The sequence below is a fragment of the Rhizobium gallicum bv. gallicum R602sp genome (genome assembly GCF_000816845.1).
Classification (GTDB): Bacteria; Pseudomonadota; Alphaproteobacteria; order Rhizobiales; family Rhizobiaceae; genus Rhizobium; species Rhizobium gallicum.
Genome location: NZ_CP006880.1, coordinates 2,200,702 through 2,221,460, shown reverse-complemented (window position 1 = coordinate 2,221,460; position 20,759 = coordinate 2,200,702). Strand labels below are relative to the sequence as shown.

The 20,759-nt window shown below is 59.8% G+C and carries 17 protein-coding genes and 3 pseudogenes; 8 read left to right on the top strand and 12 right to left on the bottom strand.

What is annotated here, in order from left to right; genetic code table 11:
• Positions 1-4 precede the first annotated feature (4 nt).
• On the top strand, positions 5-1,270 hold the full coding sequence (locus tag RGR602_RS33620; protein ID WP_040116222.1) for an ABC transporter substrate-binding protein: 1,266 nt from the start codon (positions 5-7) through the stop codon (positions 1,268-1,270).
• Positions 1,271-1,320: 50 nt separating this feature from the next.
• Here RGR602_RS33620 and RGR602_RS33615 read toward each other — a convergent pair whose 3' ends face one another.
• The 3 genes from RGR602_RS33615 to RGR602_RS35095 form a co-directional block, all read right to left on the bottom strand.
• Positions 1,321-2,316: a substrate-binding domain-containing protein gene (locus tag RGR602_RS33615; protein ID WP_040116221.1), complete on the bottom strand. Its 996-nt coding sequence runs from the start codon at positions 2,314-2,316 to the stop codon at positions 1,321-1,323.
• Positions 2,317-2,630: 314 nt separating this feature from the next.
• Positions 2,631-3,752: a DNA alkylation repair protein gene (locus RGR602_RS33610; RefSeq protein ID WP_040116220.1), complete on the bottom strand. Its 1,122-nt coding sequence runs from the start codon at positions 3,750-3,752 to the stop codon at positions 2,631-2,633.
• Between the two features lies 1 nt (position 3,753).
• Positions 3,754-4,077, bottom strand: a complete 324-nt coding sequence (locus tag RGR602_RS35095) for an antibiotic biosynthesis monooxygenase family protein (protein WP_052451886.1) — start codon at positions 4,075-4,077, stop codon at positions 3,754-3,756.
• A 12-nt stretch (positions 4,078-4,089) separates the two neighbouring features.
• Here RGR602_RS35095 and RGR602_RS33600 point away from each other — a divergent pair, with 12 nt between their 5' ends.
• Entirely contained in the window at positions 4,090-4,881 is a 792-nt protein-coding gene (locus RGR602_RS33600; RefSeq protein ID WP_323808284.1) for a helix-turn-helix transcriptional regulator, read from the top strand.
• A gap of 340 nt (positions 4,882-5,221) precedes the next feature.
• Positions 5,222-5,899, top strand: coding sequence for a DUF2161 domain-containing phosphodiesterase (locus tag RGR602_RS33595; protein WP_040116218.1), 678 nt, complete (start codon positions 5,222-5,224; stop codon positions 5,897-5,899).
• A gap of 304 nt (positions 5,900-6,203) precedes the next feature.
• On the opposite strand, the pseudogene RGR602_RS39580 reads toward RGR602_RS33595, so the two are convergent.
• From RGR602_RS39580 to RGR602_RS33550, 9 genes and pseudogenes are all read right to left on the bottom strand, one after another.
• A pseudogene (locus tag RGR602_RS39580) lies at positions 6,204-6,506 on the bottom strand (DUF982 domain-containing protein); the annotation flags it as partial.
• Between the two features lie 75 nt (positions 6,507-6,581).
• On the bottom strand, positions 6,582-6,866 hold the full coding sequence (locus tag RGR602_RS33585; protein ID WP_052451940.1) for a hypothetical protein: 285 nt from the start codon (positions 6,864-6,866) through the stop codon (positions 6,582-6,584).
• Positions 6,867-6,936: 70 nt separating this feature from the next.
• Positions 6,937-7,914, bottom strand: a complete 978-nt coding sequence (locus tag RGR602_RS33580; protein WP_040116217.1) for a ThiF family adenylyltransferase — start codon at positions 7,912-7,914, stop codon at positions 6,937-6,939.
• Positions 7,914-9,497, bottom strand: a complete 1,584-nt coding sequence (locus RGR602_RS33575; RefSeq protein ID WP_040116216.1) for an aKG-HExxH-type peptide beta-hydroxylase — start codon at positions 9,495-9,497, stop codon at positions 7,914-7,916. The genes RGR602_RS33580 and RGR602_RS33575 overlap by 1 nt, the downstream gene beginning before the upstream one ends.
• 118 nt (positions 9,498-9,615) lie before the next feature.
• Complete coding sequence (locus tag RGR602_RS33570; RefSeq protein WP_040116712.1) at positions 9,616-11,310, bottom strand: S8 family serine peptidase; 1,695 nt, start codon at positions 11,308-11,310, stop codon at positions 9,616-9,618.
• 31 nt (positions 11,311-11,341) lie between these two features.
• A complete protein-coding gene (locus RGR602_RS33565; RefSeq protein WP_040116215.1) occupies positions 11,342-12,373 on the bottom strand; it encodes a phosphatase PAP2 family protein in 1,032 nt (343 codons plus the stop codon).
• 40 nt (positions 12,374-12,413) lie between these two features.
• Entirely contained in the window at positions 12,414-14,369 is a 1,956-nt protein-coding gene (locus RGR602_RS33560; RefSeq protein ID WP_040116214.1) for an SARP family transcriptional regulator, read from the bottom strand.
• Between the two features lie 378 nt (positions 14,370-14,747).
• Positions 14,748-15,199 (bottom strand): annotated as a pseudogene (locus RGR602_RS36760) (substrate-binding domain-containing protein); the annotation flags it as partial.
• 106 nt (positions 15,200-15,305) lie between these two features.
• Positions 15,306-16,226, bottom strand: a pseudogene (locus RGR602_RS33550) (DMT family transporter).
• A gap of 595 nt (positions 16,227-16,821) precedes the next feature.
• On the opposite strand from RGR602_RS33550, the gene napE reads away from it, so the two are divergent.
• From napE to RGR602_RS33525, 5 genes are read left to right on the top strand one after another with little or no spacing between them, the layout of a single operon-like run.
• Positions 16,822-17,013: a periplasmic nitrate reductase, NapE protein gene (gene napE, locus RGR602_RS33545; protein ID WP_040116213.1), complete on the top strand. Its 192-nt coding sequence runs from the start codon at positions 16,822-16,824 to the stop codon at positions 17,011-17,013.
• Between the two features lie 8 nt (positions 17,014-17,021).
• Complete coding sequence (locus RGR602_RS39990; protein ID WP_040116212.1) at positions 17,022-17,522, top strand: ferredoxin-type protein NapF; 501 nt, start codon at positions 17,022-17,024, stop codon at positions 17,520-17,522.
• Positions 17,515-17,802, top strand: coding sequence for a chaperone NapD (locus tag RGR602_RS33535; RefSeq protein WP_040116211.1), 288 nt, complete (start codon positions 17,515-17,517; stop codon positions 17,800-17,802). The genes RGR602_RS39990 and RGR602_RS33535 overlap by 8 nt, the downstream gene beginning before the upstream one ends.
• Complete coding sequence (gene napA, locus RGR602_RS33530) at positions 17,777-20,284, top strand: periplasmic nitrate reductase subunit alpha (RefSeq protein WP_040116210.1); 2,508 nt, start codon at positions 17,777-17,779, stop codon at positions 20,282-20,284. The genes RGR602_RS33535 and napA overlap by 26 nt, the downstream gene beginning before the upstream one ends.
• On the top strand, positions 20,251-20,757 hold the full coding sequence (locus RGR602_RS33525; RefSeq protein WP_040116209.1) for a nitrate reductase cytochrome c-type subunit: 507 nt from the start codon (positions 20,251-20,253) through the stop codon (positions 20,755-20,757). Before napA ends, RGR602_RS33525 begins: the two co-directional genes overlap by 34 nt.
• Positions 20,758-20,759: the final 2 nt, after the last annotated feature.

Genomic DNA, 20,759 nt, shown 5'->3' with positions numbered 1-20,759 from the left:
AGCGATGAAACATATCACCAAGCTTCTCGCCGCAGCGGCTGTATCCATGGCAATTTCGCTTCCGGCTCGTGCCGAAACAGCGCTGACGGTTCACTACCCCATGCCCGGCTTCTTCAAGGACGTGATGGACACGATCTCGAAGAAGTTCATGGAAGAAAATCCGGATATAAAGATCCAGTTCGCAAGCCCGTCTGCAACTTACGAAGAAGGTATCCAAACGGTCCTTCGTCAGGTCGGCACCAGCGAATTGCCCGACGTCACATTCGTCGGCCTCAATCGCCTGCGCATGCTAAGCGAGCGTAACGTCGGTCTTGATCTGAGCCCGCTCGTCCAAAAGGACGGGAACATGGCCGAGCAGGGTTTCTCCGACACGATCCTGAAGCTTGCGCAAGTCAACGGCAAGCAGGTCGGTCTCGCCTTTGCGACCTCCAATCCGATCATGTACTACAATGCCGATCTCGTGAAGGCAGCCGGCGGCGATCCGGACAATCCGCCGAAGACCTGGGACGAAGTCATTGCGCTTGGCGGCAAGATCAAGGCGCTCGGCAACGGCGTTGACGGCATCGATTTCCGCTGGCAGGGCGACGACTGGATGTTTTCGGCTCTGCTTTTTGGCGCCGGCGGCCAGATGCTGAACGAGGATGAGAGCAAGGTTGCGTTCAGTGGCCCGGAAGGTCAGAAGGCCGTCGAGACCCTGCACCGCATGGTCACTGAAGGCGGCATGCCGGTCTTCACCAAAGCTGCCGGTGAACAGGCCTTTGCCGCCGGCAAGGTCGGATTTGAATTCCAGACGACCGGCGCGTTGCGCAACACGATCAAGAATGTCGGCAACAAGTTCGATCTGCGCACGGCTAAGATCCCGCTGATCGATCCGGTCAACGGGCGCCTGCCGACGGGCGGCAACGCCGTGGTCATCCTGACGCAGGATGAAGCAAAGCAGGACGCCGCATGGAAGTTCGCCAAGTTCGCCGCCGGCCCCTATGGCGCTTCTGTCGTCGTTCCAGGGACGGGTTATGTTCCGAACAACGAACTTGCCGCCAAGTCGGTCGAATATCTCGGCGATTTCTATAAGCAGAACCCGCTCTTCCAGGCGGGCTTGAGCCAGATGCCGGTGATGGTGCCTTGGTATGCCTTCCCAGGCAGCAAAGGCGTGAAGGTCACGCAGACGATCGTCGACAACCTTTCGCGCATCGTCGATGGCTCTGCCGAGCCGAAGGAAGCGCTCGACGACGCAGCCGACGACGTTCAGGGCATGCTGCCGCGCAGCTGAGCCGTTCGCCTCAGCACGAAGCCGTCGCATCGCACATGCGGCGGCTTTTACTATGACGGATCTTGAGTGAGATCGCGTACCGTTCCACCTTTGCGCAGCGTATAGGCAACATCGAGATGGCGGGCAGGGGCGGCGTTCTCGGCGATATCGAGGAGCAGGGAGGCCGCCGTCGCTCCCATGCTGGCATCGGGCATCTCGATCGTCGTCAGGGGCGGGTCCATCAGCCGGCCGATTGCGATACCGTCGAAGCCGGCGACGGAAACGTCCCGGGGCACCGAGAAGCCCTCGCGCCTGAGCGCGCCGATAGCGCCGAAGGCAAGAAGATCATTGGAGGCGATGATCGCTGTCGGCGAAAACGTGGCCATTGCCTCGCGCAGATCGAGCTCCTCATAACCGCTGACAAACGGGATCTCGACCGCATCCAGCGGCGTAAGGCCCCTTTCATGCATGGCGTCGACATGACCGGCATAACGGAATCTAGCTCTGTCGGAGGCGACGAAATTTCCCGAAACGAAGAGGATCTGTCGGTGTCCCATAGCGATCAGAAACTCGGTAAGTTCGCGTCCGGCGCGGCGGTTGTCGGCCGTGACCGCAGCGGGAAATCGCTGCGTCGGCATGTTGTTGAGGAGAACCGTCGGCGGCAGGGACGGCAGAAGGGCGGCACTTGTCAGCGGATCGCAGACGGTAAGGATCAGGCCAGTTGGACGGTCGTTCAAGAGTGACGCAACGGCGTCGGCCTCGCGCCCAGGATCATAATTGGACTGGGCGATTACAACCCCGTGACCGGCGACCAGCATGCGATTTTGAATGCTGGAAAGCGATGAGGCAAAAACCGGATTGGTTATGCTCGGTATGAGGACGCCGACAACCGGGCGTTGCCCAAGCTTCCCAGCGGTAGGTCCCGCCGGCCGATAACCGAGTTCGGCTGCTGCCCGGCGCACCTTGCGCACCATTCCGTCGCTGACGGGTCCATTGCGGTTTAAGACCCGACTGGCGGTTGCAAGCGAACACCCCGCGCGAAAAGCCACCTGTTGCAGGGTGGTCATGAAATGCTCCGCAATATGACGTCATCGAAAATCCCGCGCCACCAGTACCATGAATCCGATTTTGATGCGTGATGCAAATCGCATGGCTGCGCTGACAAAATTGGGTCCTTGGCAGCCTCTGTTGAATAATGCTCGCAGGATTGGAACCGGCACCAAGCCCGATGAGCCGGGTCGCTTTGCCCCGGCGTCTCGCCTCATTTCCAACTAGCTCGGCAGGTTTTTTCCAAAGCGACGATATTTCGATCGCCGCATAAACACGTCAGCAAGACCGGGTGGTTTTCCGATCGAATGCAACACGAATGCGCTTCGGCCCGTCATGACACGAGTTCGAACTCCGCGACCTCCGTGTCCGCACCGTTGATTCTCAGCCCGATCCGATGGACGCCGTCGTAGTATTTTCGGGTGGTGATCTCAGCGAAACGATGTGCCCGTCGGAACCGGCGGATTTCGCCGGGCCCTAACGAGAATGCCGAGCCTTTGAACACCTTCGGTGCAAGGGAACCATTGGCCTTTCGGAAATGCACCACATAGTCCACGGTGAGTTCCTGGGTATGGTCGGCGGTCGACGTGATTTCCACGGCGAATCGAAGCGTGTCCGGCATGGTGATGGCCCGGCTGGAGAGTTCGAGCGCGCCACATAGCAGTCTCGCCGGATAGCGTCCGAAGGCTGCCAGGATCCGGGCATCGCCGCTCTTGATCAGTGAGCGGCTGGCATGCCGCAGGAGCGATCGCCTCTGCGGACTGGCGTCGACCATCCAACGCTCCGCGATCTCAGCGAGGAGACCCGGGTGGTCCTTCGAAATGTCGTTGAGGTGGTTGGCGACCGAACGACGCACATAGGGCTCCGGATCGTCGCGTAACGCCTGAAGGATCGGCAGAACGGGGGACGGATCGTTCATCAGCGAAGACAGCCGCATTGCCCAAGGCAGACGAGGCCGCGTGCCTTCTGACACGAGTCTCCGCACGTGCCTGTTCGAGTCGAAAATCCACCGTGACATGATTTCGAGAGCGGCTGCCTGGTCCTCGATCAGAAAATACCTGATGGCGAACTCGGACGTGAACCGCTTGGTCATCTGACGAAGGGTTTCGAGGCTTCCGGTGAAGTCGCCGGTCCCATGCTGACCGACGACAAGCGTGAGGGGAAGGACAGCCCAACCGCAGAGCCCCAGCCTGTCCGATTCCTTGTCGACGTGGTCGAATTCGTCCGGATGCAGCATGGCAAGCAGAATAGCATGCCGCGCGGTGCGATCGATCGGAAGCACGCGGACCAAATGGTCCGCAATCAGCTGGGAACGTTCCTTCAATTCCAGCGCCGGCAGCGCCTGGAGAACCGCCCGCTGGAATGCGGCTTCGTCGAACCCTTCGAGGTGATGTTTCAGATGGAAGGCGATCCAGCCGACGAGATCGGATGAAAAGAGATTCTTCAGAGGTTCCATTTCAGTGCTCGCCGTACGTTGCGAGCGTGGTGAAATGCCGAAGGCCCCGGGTGGGGTCGGCGCCGTCCATGTCCATGAGCGCGAAACAGGCTGCACATTCCGGCGAAATGACGGCGGCGGCCATGATTGCGTCTGCGTCGGCCTGGCTGCGCCAACGCACGAGGTTCGCATGCTCTGCATCTGCCTGTTTGAGAAGTTCACGGCGCATGAAACCGTCCGTGCCCCGGAGGAGATTCTGGGCTGCATCCGAGGCAGCGATGAGACCCGCCTCAGTGACCCCTAGCTTGAGGCGGATGGCGGCAATTTCGACGATGGGTTTGGACATAAGGCGTCTCCAATGTTGCTCTGGAACCGACTTAGTAGAATATATGCCATTATATGTCATATTAGATCGATGAACCGCGCCTGCACCTCTGATCGTCTGGAACGACTCGATCTCCTTGCGAGCCGCCTGAAAGCGGATGAGGCGATGACTCTCGCCAACCTGGCCGTGGAATTTCGCGTCAGCGTCAGGACGCTGGCACGCGACCTGTCCATCCTGCGGGAGAGGGGCCTTCCGGTTGAGACTGAGCGTGGCCGTGGAGGAGGCGTCCGCCTGGATCGCCATTGGGGCGTCGGTCGGCTTTCGCTCACCTACAGGGAGGCTGTCGACCTCCTTGCCAGCCTAGCGATCGCCGAGCAGCTGCAGTCGCCTTGGCTGATCGCCAATCTGGATTCCATTCGACGGAAGCTGAGCGCATCGTTCTCGCCGTCCCTCAAGGACAGGATATCGGGTCTAAGGAAACGTATTCTGGTCGGGCGTCCCGCGTCGGCGATGGTGCTCCAGGGCTTTGCCGCCCCCGCGCTGGATCGCGGCGATCTACTCACGGCATTCCTCGAACTGCGGGTCCTCAGAATTGTTTACGAGGATGCGACGAGGCGTCTCTCCGACCGGATCATCGAGCCGCAGCTTCTGCTCCTCAATTATCCTGTCTGGTATGTCATCGCCTGGGATCTGTCGCGGCAGGCGGTTCGCAGCTTCAGATGTGATCGCATCGCTGCGGCCGATTTACGAGAAGAGACCTTCCGGTTGCGCCCGGCCGGTGACTTCGCAGAGGCGATCGACGGCATAGAGGCGATCAGTCCATGACAGACAAGCGCCATGCGATCGGCATGCCGGCTGAAGGCGAGAAAAGCTGCTTCCCAAAGGCTGCTCGTTGCAGATTTCATCTGGTGAACGATACCGGAAGCCGAGTAGTCGTGCTTGACGGTCATGCCCGCAATAGCGGGGCGGCTCGCATTCGTTCAAGAACATGTTCCAATGCCGCGGCGAAGTCTCTGGCCGATGGTTGCAGGGATGCGTTGGCCGGTGGTGGCGCACTCCACGCCCACGCCATTTGATTGCGTCGGCGGCGGCGATGGATACGGTGTCCCTTGCGGGCGGACCGACGTAATTTATGAAACGATTCTCCGCTTCAACCTGCAGGCATATGGAAACTTCGCTTTATCTGCCTGTCAAAGGCTTTCTGGAAAAGGCAGGTTACGTCGTCAAGGGCGAAGTTGGCGGGTGCGATCTCGTCGGCTTGAGCGATGACGAGCCGCCTGTAATCGTGATTTGCGAGTTAAAACTGAGCTTCAATCTGGAGCTCATACTGCAGGCAGTCGATCGCGCAGCTGCCGCGGACGAGGTCTGGATCGCGGCGCGAGTCTCGGCTAAGGGAAAGGGTCGAGAGGCCGACAAACGCTACCGCGATCTTTGCCGCAGGCTCGGGATCGGCATGCTCGGCATTTCCGATGCCGGCGACGTCAGCGTTATCGTCGGCTCCGTATCGCCGATGCCGCGAACCAATCCGAAACGGCGTTCAAGGCTCGTGCGTGAACACCAGAGACGACGCGGCGATCCGTCAGTAGGCGGGAGTACGCGCGCACCGGTCATGACCGCGTACCGCCAGCAGGCGCTCGGCTGTGCGGCAGCGCTGGCGTCAGGACCGCTGCGCGTGCGCGACATCAGATCCAGCGCACCGGATGCTGGAAAGATCTTGCTTTCGAATGTCTATGGCTGGTTTGAGCGGCTTGATCGAGGCGTCTACGGCTTGACAGACGCGGGGCGGGAGGCACTGCGGCGGTGGCCGCAGGACATCCCGGGCACAATCGCCGCGCCGGCCTGATTTCTGTTCCACAATGGAGCTTTACGCAGCTCAATCGAAAACATGGGCCGTAGTTCGGGGCCACTCAAGGCGAGCGAAAGTTGCATCTTTCCCCCGCCTTCTCATCTGGCTGGATCGACGCCAGCGGAATTTGAAACCCAACTTGCCCAGCAGGCGGGGCAGTTTCGCCTTCACTCGAAGCCCCCGTATTTCCGATCAATACCTTTTTGGTTCGCCCCGACCATTTTCGCTGCCGACGCCGGCGCACTGATGGCGGTAGCCGAAGCGGTTCGATGGGCGCGGGATTGCGATGAGCGCATGCGCGGCGGACCTCGCTGACTGGATAGATCCTAAGGATACCCAGGTGGTGATCAGTCGTGATCGCCGCGATACCGGCTTCATATGCGGCGCGGACGATCGCCTCGTGCAAGTTCTCGGGCTCGGTTTTTCCGGTAAGGACCTCCAAACAGGTTCTCACTGCCGTCAAGAACTCCTCACCATCGTCGGTGGGCCATTCCTTCAGCAACAGTTGGGCAGCCTCGTGTGCGGTACGGACCACCTTGCGATCCTTGCCTTCCGCGAAAGCAAGAATTATCGTTGGGAACCTTCTCAACATATCGAATTTCATTGCCCCTGAACTCCGCCGGACAGCCAATGTGAATCCCGTGCTATGGTTTGAACCGGGATCGACTACACATGCTCGTCAACCATCTTCCGCGTCGTTTCGACAAAAACGTCGCGTGTCCTCCCATTGGTGGGAAGGTGGGGGCGTCCTCATTGCCTCTTCCTTTCCATCTCCTCTGATAGGGTTGGCCAGTTTAGTTTCCATCTCACGGGCTGCCGTCCGAAGAACTCGCTTGAATTCTTCGGAGGTCACGCCATCGGCGCGCATCACCATTGCGATCAGTGGATCACGAAGCGCTTCGGATATGGTCAGCTCATCGTTCTTTCCGCCAGCTGCCCCGACATAGCCGATGACTGAGCACAGCGCGAGCGACCGCGGCTCCGAATTTGTCGCAGCCGGATGGATGGCATCAGCGATTTCGATATGATCCATATCAGTGCCTCTCGTAGCGGCGAAACAGGCGCGCACATTCAAGGTTTTTGGAAAGACAACGGAACTCTGCCTGATTGCTTTTGAGGTCCAATCTCCATTGGCGTCCCCGTGATGCGGAGTGCTTAGAAAGGCAGTCTTCGGTGATCTGCGACACGGCAAGGCCAGCGATAAATGCGTTGTCGGCAGCCGCCGGTGGGGCGAGAAAGCTGTCGTCGGTTGCGATCTGGGCGGCGCAATGGCAGACGGGACGTGCGTCTTCATGCACTGCGACCGAGGGACCTGCCATGCAATAGGCCCCGGAGCGGCCGACATGCAGGTGGGCCGGCAGGCGGGCTTTCGATGCGTGGCAGGCCGTCAGGAACTCTTGGGCCGGATGAGAATCGTCGCCGGCAAGAACGACGAACGGATTGCGAGCGTAATCTGCGATTAATCGGAGCGCTGCGGCCCCTTCCGCAAATTCCGGCAGCGCGAAGACATTGGCCGAGAAACACGCGGCCAGATAGGTCGCCAGCTTGTCCGTCTTCAGACAGCCGAGATCAGCTTTGCTTGCCCATGGCAGATGGTTCAAGTTGTTCTCGTCGATACGATCGGGATCCACGAGGAGGAAATGGCGCGCGCCGCAGGCTGCAAGCTGGATGGCAATCTGCGAGCCCAGGCCGCCGCATCCGATGATGGCGAAGTCGATTCCGCGAAACCTTGCGAAGCCGCGTTGCCGATGGCAAAGAGGCGTGAGGAGGGCGTCGTCGTGATCGACCGCGGCGGAGACATATTCGTCCTCAGGCGGCACATTGGAACCCTCCAACGCGCCGCCGAACGCAGACCTAGTAACAGCGGGGCACTGTTCCTCGACAGCATCGGTACGATTGCCGGTGAACAGAGCCCCCCTGCCGCCCCACCCAAGGCTGTGGGCGAAGAAGTTCGGGAAGTCGACGGGCGCACGGACTGCCGCTGTCAATCGCCTAGACCGATAATTGATCATCACATCGCCTCCATTTCGCTGGGCGCGATTCCGCGGATCGTGGCGGCGTAGCGACCGTAATCCTTGCCCACCGCATGGTCGGCTGCCTTCGGGATCACGTGGAATTTTCCGTCGTACCAGAGGCTGACATTATCGCCGCTGGCATCGATCTCTCGCCGGCCCAGCCGAGGATCGATCGGCTCCTCGCCGCGCAGGAGCATCTGTCCGATATCCCAGGCTTGGCGATCGAGAACTCGCTGGCGCTCGGCAAGATGGGCCTGGCGGTGTGCGACAGGCTCTTCGGCAAGCAACTGACCCACGAGGTCGAGGATCCGGCCACTCCAGGAAGGAATGGCGGCGATGTCTGGGAGGTCGAGGAGGACATCGCCGCCGAGACGTTCGATTCCTTTCCGAGCGATGTCGATGAGCGGGACTTGCCGCGCGGCATAGGTGATTATGAATCCCGTTTTGCGGGCGCGGCGCTCAGGATCCGCCTCGGTGGATAGGCATGCCATGCGCATGGCGCACTCCCAGGGAATGGTGTAGGCCGTATGCAGGATGCTCTCGAGCGTCTGTAGGTCGTTTTTGTATGGGGAAACATATTTGAACTCCCCAGGCAGGGATGCCGCCGCAGAGGTGGTATAAAACCCAAGCAGGATATTTCCCGCCGCGTGAAGCAGTTGGGCCGCTGTGGCGGCATGATCGCCGTCGCGCAATCTCTCTCTGGAAAGAGCGATGAGCGCGCTGCCCGGCAATTCGTTCGAGCTCGAAAAGGAACACTGCGGTTCGCGCCGCACGCCAACGTGAAGCGTGTGCAGGCCGGCGATCAGACGCTGATAGCCGCACTCGTCCAATTCCGCGATTAATGCGAAGGCCTTCTCCAGATGGTCGGCGATGCGATCCAATTCCGCATCGTCCGTGATGGGGCGGTCGGACCCGGGATAGTCCGGCATGCATTGGCGGAGGAGGGCTTGCATGATAGGGCTTCGCGCCGGGCTTTCGATGCGGACGAGGCCGATGCCGCAAGAGAGCCGGCACGCCGGCTGACGTTCGAGTTCAAGATCCGATGCGATCAGATCCGGCTGCAGATAACCGCTGACGACTTGCACATCGGGACGGGCTGCCTGCCATTCCAGACTGCGCGCGAGCCCACCCATCCAGGCTGCAAGCGCGGATGAACGGTAAGGGTCGGCACCGACCGGTCCGGCAACCGCTGGCGGAAGCTCCAGCAGACGAGTGTATCCGCCATCTGCAAGATCGGGGAAATAACCTGCTAGCGCCGCTATCCCGACCGAACAATCGGCGAGCTTCGAAGCCGCCGCAAGCGTGCGGCCATACTGGAAGCGTCGCTTCAAAAGGGTGCGAGTTGCCACGCGCTGCAGGGAGACAGTACTTGCCATCAGGGGATTGCGCTTGAGCAGGAGACGCGCCTCATCTGCTAGTTCTTGTATACGGGACGTGGACATCGGCAGCCTCCGTGGGTTAGTCTTCGGACGGATCAAGATTGCATCTCTGGCGAAAATGCCGGAGTTCGGGACGGCTTCGTCCGGCATCGGAACGTTGCGCGTCGTCGTTAGAGAGGCACTATTCCCCAAGGGCGTCATTCGCCCGCCAGTCCCGCGTTAAAAATCCGTAAAAACCACCTAAACAAAGAAAATGCCTCCTCGATCGAGGAGACTCCTCGATCGAGGAGGCTTAAATTGGAAAACGCATGCGCAGCGGTCAGATCGCCAGAGCCGCCTGTACCGCCGCCCGCGCATTCGGCAGGCCTGACCCGAAGAAATAGGCTGCGTCGAGAGCGTCCTCGCTTTCTGCATTCATGCAATCCGCCGTCAGTTTCCTCGTTCCGGGTGCGACAATGGCGTCCAGGCGGGACGCGGCTTTCAGAATGGACTTGACATGAGGACCCGAGAGGCGGTCACCGGGATTGTGGCGGCTCTTGTAGGCCCGCTGAATCAGAGCGCATAGTCCCCCCACCTGCGCCGACGCGCCCGAGGTGCCCCCGAAGGTGGTGTAATATCCTCCGCCAATGCCGGGATTGGTTCCGAACGGCACGACCGCCGACCATGGATCGGAGCCGCGATCATAGCCGAAAATCCCCGGCAGGTCCGTCGTCAGCAGCGAGAAGTGCGAATAGCAGTATTCCTGCATTCGAAAAGCACCGTAGTCGTGTTGTGCGGCAAAAGGAGAAAGCCGGTCGAGACGCAACTGATGCCGGTTCAAGACCTCACCGTCGTCGGAGGGGGAGACAACCGTCAATCCTTCGCCGTAATTGCTGTAGCCCGAACGGAAACCTTCGACGGTAACGGCCCCGACGGCGATGATGCCGTTGTCGTCGTCGGCAAGACTTGCCGGATAGATCAACTGGCTCTCGCCACTGTTTCCCGCGGCGCAGACGATCGGAACGTGCCGGCTGATGGCGACGATGAGCTGTTTGAGGATATGCCACGGGCGATCCGGATTGGAGCCTTTCTGCGCAGCCTTCGGCTCCAGTTCAGGCCCACCCTGGTCGGCGAAGGCGATGCGCGTGAAGAGATTGGCGGCATCCTGGTTTTTCCATAGTTCCAAGTCGGCCTTCAGCTCATTCTTCGGATCAACGACGCTGCGTTTTGGGTCCGGCAGACCACGCGGCAAGACGATCACGTCCGCCTTTTGATGATAGGCATAAAGAAAGGCAGCGATGAACTGCCTGACATCGTCTTCGAAGGACGTCCTGATAGAGATGATCCTTGAAAAAGGGTCAACGCCGAAATAGGGGATGACATTGCGATTACCGCTCGTACGCAACTCGTCACCATTGCCGTAGAAGGCTCCCTCCGGCGGAGCGCTTGCTGTGCCTTCTTCCGCCACAACGGCGGGTTCGCCGACAATCAGACCTGCGCAGCACGTACCATGCGATGCAAAAAGCGATTCCGGATTGTAGAGCCGCCGAAGAACACCCTCCGACGTGGCGTATTCGGCAACCAGGTCACTGAGATAGTCCCGGTCGTCATTCGAAAGGCCGATATTGCCGAGCGGAGCGATGTCGAGCCCGGCAAAGAAGGCATGCCTTTCCTCGCGGTCAAACGACGTAGTCGTATCGAGTATTTCGAGCGCGCGCGCGCCGTAACGATGGGTCGTCAAATCGATCGACGCTTCCCGGTCAAGCCGGGTTGCCAGATTGGGATGGTCCGGAGATACGCCGACATCGATCAGCGCGACGCGCGCGGGTCGCAACGGGCCGGCGGAAGCGATGGCATCCCAGACCGTGCCGGTGATGAGGGGATCGGGGAGCGCGCGTGCGGCGCTCCCATCGAGCGCGGGTGGAGCAGGCGGAGCCGATCCGTATTCCGCGTCGACCACACCAAGCGCAGTCAGGTGCCAGAGATAATAGTAGTTGATCGGCGCGGGCTCGGGCATTTGTGATTGATCCGTCATGTTCATGATCCCTGTTGTGCAGCTGGCGAATTCAGACCCATTCGTCGTGTACGGCCTGGAATAGAGGACCGAATGCGTCGTGGAGGTAGGGAGCGAAGCGTCGGGCGAGATCTCGACCCGCCTGCGTGTCGCTGGGATAGTGGAGGCCAGCCCATTCACGGTTTTCGGCGACGTTCTGGGCGATGCGGGCTAGCTCGTCGGTGGCCGGATGTTCCGGCAGGATCGTCGAGAATGCGAAGGCGATCGAAAAGCACTGGAACGAGTGGTTGCTGGGATAGGATTCGTGGACGGGCACGGCCAGCAACGGCCGCAGCATGGGCTCGAACTGGTTTGGCCGCAGCCGGTTGAACTGACTTTTGTAGATCAGTCCTACATACTCGCAGGTCGTCAGGATCGCCTGGAAAAGTCCTTCCGTCTGCTCGAAACCGCCGAGATCCTCGATATGCAATGCGCGGGTAAATTCCGTCACGGAGATCGTCGACTCGATCTGGACGTCGGGCAGGCGCCGCGCACGTTCCCGGTCGCGGCGTTGCATGGAGAGCAGCACCGTCGTTTCGAGACGGGTATAATCGGGACCTGGCGGCGGCAGTATATCCAGCGTTTCCCAGGTGAAGCGCCGCGCCGCGAAATAGGCGTTGCGTGACGGCTGCTGGTGCAGCCTGCGCAGCTCGAAGGAAGGGATAAGCTGCGACACGCCAAGGCCCGCACCGTCCATCGTCGTCTTGTTCTTGTTTTTATTCTTGTTTTTGTTCTTGTTTTTGTTGAGCGACGCCTTGTTGAGCACCGACTTATTCGCCACGCTCTTGTTGAGGACCGAGGCTGCGGCCATCGTCGCCATCATTGGCTCATCCAGGGGCGGTGCATCTTCATCCTCGCCGAGGAAGAGCGCAGGTTCGGCGGCTGCATCAGGCGCAACCAACGATGCACCGGCGAGAGGATCAGCGCCGGCATCATCCCTGGGTTCGCATGGAAGCACCGTATCCGGCTCAATCCTGAATCTATAAGTGTTTAGGAATAAAACAATTTTTGATTGCGATTCTACAGTATTGTCCGCTTCTTCCATTGCAGCCTCCTTGCGCGAAGTTCTGAAAAATAGTCCGGGTTCAGCGCAGCTTGGCGCCCGCCTTGAGCAGGCCGTCGATCAAGATCTGGCCGCCGCCTGTATTGAGCAGCGGATAGCCGCTGCCTTGAAAGGCATTGATGGAGAAGCTGCCCTCGACCGCCTCAAGACGCTGCAGGTAATGGCGCGCGCCGCCTAGATCGTCGAAATGAGCATGGCTGGAGGCAAGATAGCGCAGCAAGCTGTTGAAGTTCGGCCGTGCCCGTAGGGCTTCTTCGCCTGCAGCTATCGCTGCGGCATGATCGCCTGCAAGCGCTGCTGCAATGCATTTGGTCGTGTCGAAGTAATATTTATGGGGGCTGTAGACGCCGAGCTCTTGTACCCAACGCGCCATGGCCACGGCCTTGTCGGGCTGGCCTGCATAGCAATGAAGCATCGCATAGAGATCCCAGCTGAGCGGCAGGGCCGGGTTCAGGCGGATCGATTTTTCGAACAGGTTGGCCGCATAGTCATATTCGCAGAACAGGAACGAGTGGACGTGGCCGACGAGCGCGAGTGATACGGAATTCTGCGGGTCGAGTTCCAGCGCTTTGCGCGCATAGGCCTGAGCTTCCTCGATCAGATGCGCGTCAAGCGCGTTGAAACGTTGGCCAACCTGGAAAGTCCGGATGAATGACAGCCAGGCAAAAGTCGATGACCGCGGCTGATACTGGATCTGTTCTTCCAGGCGCCGCTCCGCGTTATCTAGATCGCCGCGCGACAGCCGAAAGATCGCGTTGACGGCGTCGATCAGGAGGCCGTCTTGCGACAATCGACTGTCGTTTGCCTGGGTCTCCTGGAAATAGGCCAGCTGATCGACGGCCTGGCTGATTAGCGCAGCGGCGGTGCCGAACTCGCCCCGCTCGAATTGCATGCGGTTGATTGCCTGACTGCCCAGCCAATAAATACGGTTGTTGATCAGGTGCTTCATCACCAGTTCGATCATCACCATGTCGCCGTCAAACGTGAGGCGAAGCTGTAGGCATATCGGAAGGCTGATCTGCTGTTCGCTCTCTTCAATATCTGGCAAGGTGAAGGAGAGGTCGCTGACACCAATGGCCAGCCCATCGATGATGGCTTTTGCAATGAGATTCTGGAACCGTGTCGTCGCGATTTGTCCGCCCTCTCCAGCACCCACCACGATAGGGGGCTGAAGGACCATGATCCATTGCCAGTCACCGTCGGCCGTCCGCCGATATGGGTTGCCGCCGGCGATTTCCACGGATTTGCCTCGTCTTGGCATATCCGGAGCGCCTGTCAAAGGCAGCAGGGCGGAATGTTTGGCGATATCGCGGCTCGGCTGCTGTCGCGGCTCGAAGACATCGTGGACTTGTCCTACGTTGAGCCGGCTATACCAGTTCTGCCGTTCCAGCGTTAACCAGTCCTCGAATTCTGGATCGCGGATGTCTATACCTTCGAGCAATTCGTCGGTGATTTGATCCGCGGACCGCTTTGTCCGAACCACCAGGTCGGTATCAAGCACGAGTCGGTCCATATCCAGCCAAACGGTATTCTTGTCCGCAATCAAGAGATCACGTGCAGGCCCCAGAGTCTTATTAATATCCAAAAGGGCCTGGCGCAGACTAGCTGCCGCCTGGTCGTCCGAGCGGTCGCTCCACAATTTGTCCCTAAGCCAGATTCTGGAGCGCGAGCCCCGGGCGGACAATGCAAGCATCGCCAAAAGAGCCTGGGCCTTTTTGGATTTCGGAGTGACCGATCGCCCTTCGGCGTCCACAAGGGCAAAAGGCCCGAGCAGGAACATCCGAAACGGATTTTGCTCCTTGTTCATGCGATCCACCGGCCCCGCCCCCGTTGCCTCCGATGCGCTCGTTTGGCAGGCCGTAGACCTGGCATCTGGAGACCAGTCTGCCATACCTGCGGCGCCTGGCAAGCAACCGGGAAGGGAAATCGGAATTCCGAAAGGAAGATCGATGCTTTGGTGATAATTAAACTGAAGCATAACCGGCTTCGATCCCTCTGCGTAACTTGGCAAGCCGGTCGTAGCGCCCTGCCGTCAAAGCAGCGTCAAAGCAATGTTATTTATCCTTGAGCAACGCCTCGAAAAGCTTGACGAGTTTCGGCTTTAGGGAACAAAAGGCTGCCATTCAAAAGCAGGCGGACGTCGTAAAAGACGAGCTCCAGCGCAAGCAGTCTCTGGTAGAGCGAGGGCTAATCAATCGAACGGACTACACAGAACTCCTGCGCGACCTGCCGGGCCAATCTGCATCCATCACGTCGGAACAGGCGACGCCGTATCGCAAATCGCCGAGGCGAAGGAGCAGGTTGAGCGCTTGCGGACGCAACGCATCGAAGAAGCAGTAACGAAGCCAAGAATTCCCTTCGAGATATCGAGGAGCAGGGAGGCCGCCGTCGCTCCCATGCTGGCATCGGGCATCTCGATCGTCGTCAGGGGCGGGTCCATCAGCCGGCCGATTGCGATACCGTCGAAGCCGGCGACGGAAACATCCCGGGGCACCGAGAAGCCCTCGCGCCTGAGCGCGCCGATAGCGCCGAAGGCAAGAAGATCATTGGAGGCGATGATCGCTGTCGGCGAAAACATGGCCATTGCCTCGCGCAAATCGAGCTCCTCATAACCGCTGACAAAACGGGATCTCCGGCGCGCCGGTTGTCGGCCGTGACCGCAGCGGGAAATCGCTGCGTCGGCATGTTGTTGAGCAGAACCGTCGGCGGCAGGTACGGCAGAAGGGCGGCACTTGTCAGCGGATCGCAGACGGTAAGGGTCAGGCCAGTTGGACGGTCGTTCAGGAGTGATGCAACGGCGTTAACCTCGCACGCCTCAAAGCGGATGAGGCAACGACTCTCGCCAACTTGCCTATTGCGGGGCCGCAACAACGGCTTGAGCATCGCGAAGCCGACGGTTGGCGATGTGCAATCCTCAACCGTGAAACCTCACCGCGCGATGAATGCGCTTGCGAGCGGGATTGGTCATCGCGGCCACGCCGGCAATGACGCAAGCGAGCCCCGCCCACGCGGTTGAGGTCATGGTTTCACCGAGAAACAGGACTCCGATCCCCACGCCGATCGGAACCCGGAGGTAGGCCTGGGCAGTCGTACCGACCGAGCCGAGTGTGTGAACCAGCCGGAAATAGATGACGAACGCGAGGGCGGTCGAAAACACCGCGAGACCGAGCAATGCGAGGATCGATACCGAAGAGGGCATCAGTGTCCACGGCTGATCAATGACAAGGCTGACGGGAATGAGGATGACCGCACCGCAGATGAGTGATCCCGCTGCGGGCATGATTGGGTCAAGCCCCTTAAAACCCCGACCGAATATTGCGGCTCCAGCGTAGCAGACAGTGGCCGCCACAATGGCAAGCTGCGCCGGCAGTTCATCGCCGAGCCCGTGAAATGCCTCGAGGCCGATGATGAGGCTGGTGCCGGTAATGCCGGTGACAACGCCGAACAGCTTGCGGCCAGTCACTGGTTCATGGCGCGTGATAAGGACCGTCAAAAGGAACGCGAAGATCGGCGTCGTCGAATTCAGAATCGCAGCAAGCCCGGCATCCACGGTCCGTTCCGCCCAGGCAATCAATGTGAATGGAATCACGCTGTTGAGTCAGGCTTGAAATAGCAAACGCCGCCATGTCGCGGGGTCCCTTGGCAAGGCCAATCCGCGTAACCTGATGACGCCAAGAAGGATCGCGCCGGCCATCAAGGTGCGGGCAGCGATCAGTGTCACCGGGGGGATCGTTTCCACGCCGATTTTGATGAACGTGTAGGACGCACCCCAAAGCGTCGCGAGCGCGAGAAGAAGTGCGAGTTCCATTCTCATATTCGTCTTTTGTGTTGTCATGATCGTGTCGCGTTCGAATGGTTTTGAAACTTCTCTGCTTTATCGCGGCTTGGCCCGACATTGCTTCGACCAAGACCGAACTATGAATGACTGGCGAAGGACACCAAGCAGGCAGCAAAAGGCGACTTAAGCTCGTCAAGCCGGCGGATGGGCGGCGGTTTCCTCTCACGCTACCTGCCTTTAATGCGTCATTTAAAGCTCGAATTCAGGTCTGCCGCGGCATCGAGGTGCCAACCGAGACCCAGCAAATGCCCTGCAGTTGATCGCTCGATTGATGTTCTGGTGGAGCCTCCTGCGGGCGATGCAGATATAGACTTCCGAGAAGCTCCTGCCGATCAGTCAGCCAACGGATGCTTCGAGTCCCAAACGCCATATGGGCATCGACCTATTTCGGGTCGTCTCCTTTGTGTCAGCCTTTCATTCGCCCCTTGTTTCGCTACTGCGGCCCGCTAGCTAAGGTGGGAGTGTCGAACGACGGAAAACGCGCAGACAGACGGGCGGGCGTGATCGGTAGCCCATCCATCGATCCGACACGAGCATCCATGCGGCACGCTTCGGCCAAGTCTTCTCTACCGACGCTTGAGGAGGTATCGTTGTGTCAGACTCCTTTCCCAATCGACCCCTTGCGACGGGCGCTCGTTCCCGGCGGCGTAACGAGTTTCTGACGTTCCTCGTCCTGGCTTTCGGCATCTGGCCGCTGGTCGCTGTCGGTGTGGTTGGCGGCTACGGCTTCCTCGTCTGGATGTTCCAAATCGTCTTCGGGCCGCCCGGCCCGCCGGCGCATTGAGGTTTGTCATGCGAGCGGAATCTTTCCCCCGTCGTCAGTTCCTCGTGGGCCGCCCGGCTGTCGGGCAAGCTCGTATCCGTCCGCCCGGCGCATCCGCCGACGGTCTTAAAAGCTGCACCGGGTGCGGGCTGTGCGCGGAGCGATGTCCCACCAGCATCATCCGACTGGTCGACGATTTGCCTTCCATCGATTTCGCATTCGGTGAATGCACCTTCTGCGGAGAATGCAAGGCCGCTTGTCCGGAGCCGGTTTTCCAAGAGGAGGCTCCGAAGCGCCTCAACCACGTGGCTGTCGTTACGGAAGGCTGTCTGGCGAGGAAGGATATCGCCTGCCAGTCCTGCGGCGAAAGCTGTCCCGACCAGGCCATCCGTTTCCGCCCGCGCATCGGCAGCCCGTTTCTTCCGGAGCTGAACGGAGGGATGTGCAGCGGCTGCGGCGCGTGCCTGCAGGTCTGTCCCGTCGGCGCGATCACTCTTCGGGCACGCGCCGTGGAGGCTGCCGATGTCTGAGCCGATGTTGCCCTATCATATTTCAAGCGCTGTGATCGCCACGATGCCGGCCCGCACCGAAGGCGTGCTTGCCGCGCTCGCAAGGATGGAAAACGTCGAAATCCATGCTCATGCCGGCGGCAAGATCGTCGTCGTCATCGAGGGAACAAGTACGGGCATGCTTGGCGAATGCCTGTCGCGAATCTCGCTTCTGGACGGGGTGATCGCGGCAAACATGGTTTTCGAGCACGTCGAGATGGAGGAGGTGCGAAGCGATGACGGGAGAACTGACGCGGCGTGACATTCTCAAGGCCCAGGCCGCCGGCATTGCGGCGGCCGCTGCCGGCATAGCGCTTCCTGCTGCCGCACAACCGGTGCCGGGGGGCGTCAGCGCGCTGGAGATAAAGTGGTCGAAGGCACCCTGCCGTTTCTGCGGAACGGGCTGTGGTGTCATGGTCGGCGTCAAGGAAGGGCAGGTGGTTGCCACGCACGGCGACATGCAGGCGGAGGTCAACCGTGGCCTGAACTGCATCAAGGGCTATTTCTTGTCGAAGATCATGTACGGTGAGGATCGTCTCAAAACGCCGCTCATGCGCAAGAAAAATGGCGCCTACAGCAAGGATGGAGAATTCGAGCCTGTCAGCTGGGACGATGCGTTCGACCTGATGGCCGAGCAGTGCAAAAGGGTGCTGAAGGAGAAAGGACCGACGGCGGTCGGCATGTTCGGCTCGGGCCAGTGGACGATCTTCGAGGGCTACGCGGCCACGAAGCTGATGCGGGCCGGCTTCCGTTCCAACAACCTCGATCCGAATGCCCGACACTGTATGGCATCTGCAGCCTACGCTTTCATGCGCACCTTCGGCATGGACGAGCCGATGGGATGCTATGACGATTTCGAGAACGCCGATGCCTTCGTGCTCTGGGGCTCGAACATGGCGGAGATGCATCCGATTCTCTGGACGCGCGTCGCCGATCGCCGCCTCGGGCAGCCACATGTCCGCGTTGCCGTTCTGTCAACATTCACGCATCGGAGCATGGACCTTGCCGACATTCCGATCATCTTCACGCCCGGCACTGATCTCGCCATCCTCAACTACATCGCCAACCACATCATCACGAGCGGCAAGGTCAACGAGGAATTCGTCCGCGACCATACGACCTTCATGAAGGGCGTGGAGAACATCGGCTACGGCCTACGCCCTGAGGATCCGCTGGAACTTAAAGCGGTCAATGCGGGTGATCCAACCAAGATGGAGCCGATTGATTTCGCGGCGTTTAAGACGTTCGTCTCCGATTACACGCTCAAAAAGACCGCTGAGCTGACAGGCGTCGATCCCGGTTTCCTTGAGCAGCTCGCGGAACTTTATGCGGATCCGAATCGGAAGGTTATGTCACTCTGGACCATGGGCTTTAACCAGCACGTCCGCGGGGTCTGGGCCAATCAGATGGTCTACAACCTGCATCTGCTGACCGGGAAAATCTCAGAGCCGGGAAACAGCCCTTTCTCGTTGACCGGCCAGCCGTCGGCCTGCGGGACGGCGCGAGAGGTCGGCACCTTCGCGCACCGCCTTCCAGCCGACATGGTTGTCACCAATCCCGAACATCGGCATCACGCCGAAGAGCTGTGGAAGCTCCCCGAAGGCCTGCTTCCCGACAAGCCGGGCTATCATGCCGTTCAGCAGGACCGCATGCTCAAGGACGGCAAGCTGAATTTTTACTGGGTGCAGGTCAACAACAATGTCCAGGCAGCCCCCAATACCAAGAATGAGACCTACCAGGGTTACCGCAACCCCGATAACTTCATCGTCGTTTCCGACGCCTATCCGACGATCACGGCGATGTCGGCCGATCTCATCCTTCCCGCTGCAATGTGGGTGGAAAAGGAAGGAGCGTACGGCAACGCCGAGCGAAGGACACATGTCTGGCACCAACTCGTCCAGGCTCCAGGAGAGGCGCGGTCCGATCTCTGGCAACTAACGGAGTTTTCGAAGCGGTTCACGACCGACGAGGTCTGGCCGAAAGAGATTCTCGACAAGCACCCCGACTATCGCGGCAAGACCCTTTTCGAGGTCCTGTTCAAAAACGGCCAGGTCGACCATTTCCCAACAAGCGAGATCGACCCGAACTACGAAAATAACGAAGCCGGGGAATTCGGCTTCTACATCCAGAAAGGATTGTTCGAAGAATATGCCTCATTCGGACGTGGACACGGCCATGATCTGGCACCTTACGACCGATATCACCAGGAACGCGGATTGCGTTGGCCCGTGGTCAATGGACAGGAAACCAAGTGGCGCTACCGCGAGGGTTACGATCCATATGTGAAGCCGGGCGAGGGCGTGCGCTTCTACGGGCGCCCGGACGGCAAGGCCGTGATCCTCACTGTTCCGTACGAGCCGCCGGCCGAGTCTCCCGACGATGAATATGATTTCTGGCTGGTGACGGGGAGGGTGCTCGAGCATTGGCATTCCGGCTCGATGACCATGCGGGTGCCGGAACTGTATAAGGCATTCCCCGGCGCTCGCTGCTTCATGAACGCGGACGATGCCCGCAAGCGCGGCATCAATCAGGGCGCCGAAGTCAGGATCGTGTCCAGGCGCGGCGAAATCCGCTCGCGCATCGAAACCCGAGGACGTAACCGCATGCCCTCGGGCGTCATCTTCGTCCCTTGGTTTGATGCCAGCCAGCTCATCAACAAAGTTACGCTCGACGCAACCGACCCCATCTCCAAACAGACGGATTTCAAGAAATGCGCGGTCAAAATTCTTCCCGTCGCCTTATGAGAGGACGACCAAAATGGATGCTGGTCGTGACAGGCCTTGTCCTGTTTGTCACGACGACAGCGATCGCTCAGGTGGTTCGGCAGATGGTGCCTCAACTCGAGGGGCCGACGCCCTCGATGGAAAACGGCGCGGCCGAACCGTTGCCGAAATGGGTCGTCGATGACCAGCGCAAGATGCGCGCTTACCCGGATCAGCCGCCAGTCATCCCGCATTCGATCGAAGGCTACGAACTGTCGGTGAACGCCAACCGGTGCCTGACGTGCCACAAGCGCGAGTTCACGCAAGATTCCGGCGCGCCGATGATCAGCGTAACGCATTACATGACCCGCGACAGCCAAATGCTCGCGGACGTTTCACCGAGGCGATACTTCTGTACTGCCTGCCACGTGCCACAGGCCGATACCGGGCCCCTCGTGCCCAATCGCTTCAAGGACATGAGCGAAATGGGCTTCAAACCGGCCGGAAGTGAGTAATG

Excerpts from the sequence above, each read along its gene's own strand:
- RGR602_RS33560 (WP_040116214.1), bottom strand. The coding sequence starts at position 14,369 with ATGCTTCAGTTTAATTATCACCAAAGCATCGATCTTCCTTTCGGAATT.
- RGR602_RS33615 (WP_040116221.1), bottom strand. The coding sequence starts at position 2,316 with ATGACCACCCTGCAACAGGTGGCTTTTCGCGCGGGGTGTTCGCTTGCA.
- RGR602_RS33620 (WP_040116222.1), top strand. The coding sequence starts at position 5 with ATGAAACATATCACCAAGCTTCTCGCCGCAGCGGCTGTATCCATGGCA.
- napA (WP_040116210.1), top strand. The coding sequence starts at position 17,777 with ATGACGGGAGAACTGACGCGGCGTGACATTCTCAAGGCCCAGGCCGCC.
- RGR602_RS33600 (WP_323808284.1), top strand. The coding sequence starts at position 4,090 with ATGTTGCTCTGGAACCGACTTAGTAGAATATATGCCATTATATGTCAT.
- RGR602_RS33535 (WP_040116211.1), top strand. The coding sequence starts at position 17,515 with ATGTCTGAGCCGATGTTGCCCTATCATATTTCAAGCGCTGTGATCGCC.
- RGR602_RS39990 (WP_040116212.1), top strand. The coding sequence starts at position 17,022 with ATGCGAGCGGAATCTTTCCCCCGTCGTCAGTTCCTCGTGGGCCGCCCG.
- RGR602_RS33525 (WP_040116209.1), top strand. The coding sequence starts at position 20,251 with ATGCGCGGTCAAAATTCTTCCCGTCGCCTTATGAGAGGACGACCAAAA.
- RGR602_RS33575 (WP_040116216.1), bottom strand. The coding sequence starts at position 9,497 with ATGACGCCCTTGGGGAATAGTGCCTCTCTAACGACGACGCGCAACGTT.
- RGR602_RS33570 (WP_040116712.1), bottom strand. The coding sequence starts at position 11,310 with ATGACGGATCAATCACAAATGCCCGAGCCCGCGCCGATCAACTACTAT.
- RGR602_RS33595 (WP_040116218.1), top strand. The coding sequence starts at position 5,222 with ATGGAAACTTCGCTTTATCTGCCTGTCAAAGGCTTTCTGGAAAAGGCA.
- RGR602_RS35095 (WP_052451886.1), bottom strand. The coding sequence starts at position 4,077 with ATGTCCAAACCCATCGTCGAAATTGCCGCCATCCGCCTCAAGCTAGGG.
- RGR602_RS33580 (WP_040116217.1), bottom strand. The coding sequence starts at position 7,914 with ATGATCAATTATCGGTCTAGGCGATTGACAGCGGCAGTCCGTGCGCCC.
- RGR602_RS33610 (WP_040116220.1), bottom strand. The coding sequence starts at position 3,752 with ATGGAACCTCTGAAGAATCTCTTTTCATCCGATCTCGTCGGCTGGATC.
- RGR602_RS33565 (WP_040116215.1), bottom strand. The coding sequence starts at position 12,373 with ATGGAAGAAGCGGACAATACTGTAGAATCGCAATCAAAAATTGTTTTA.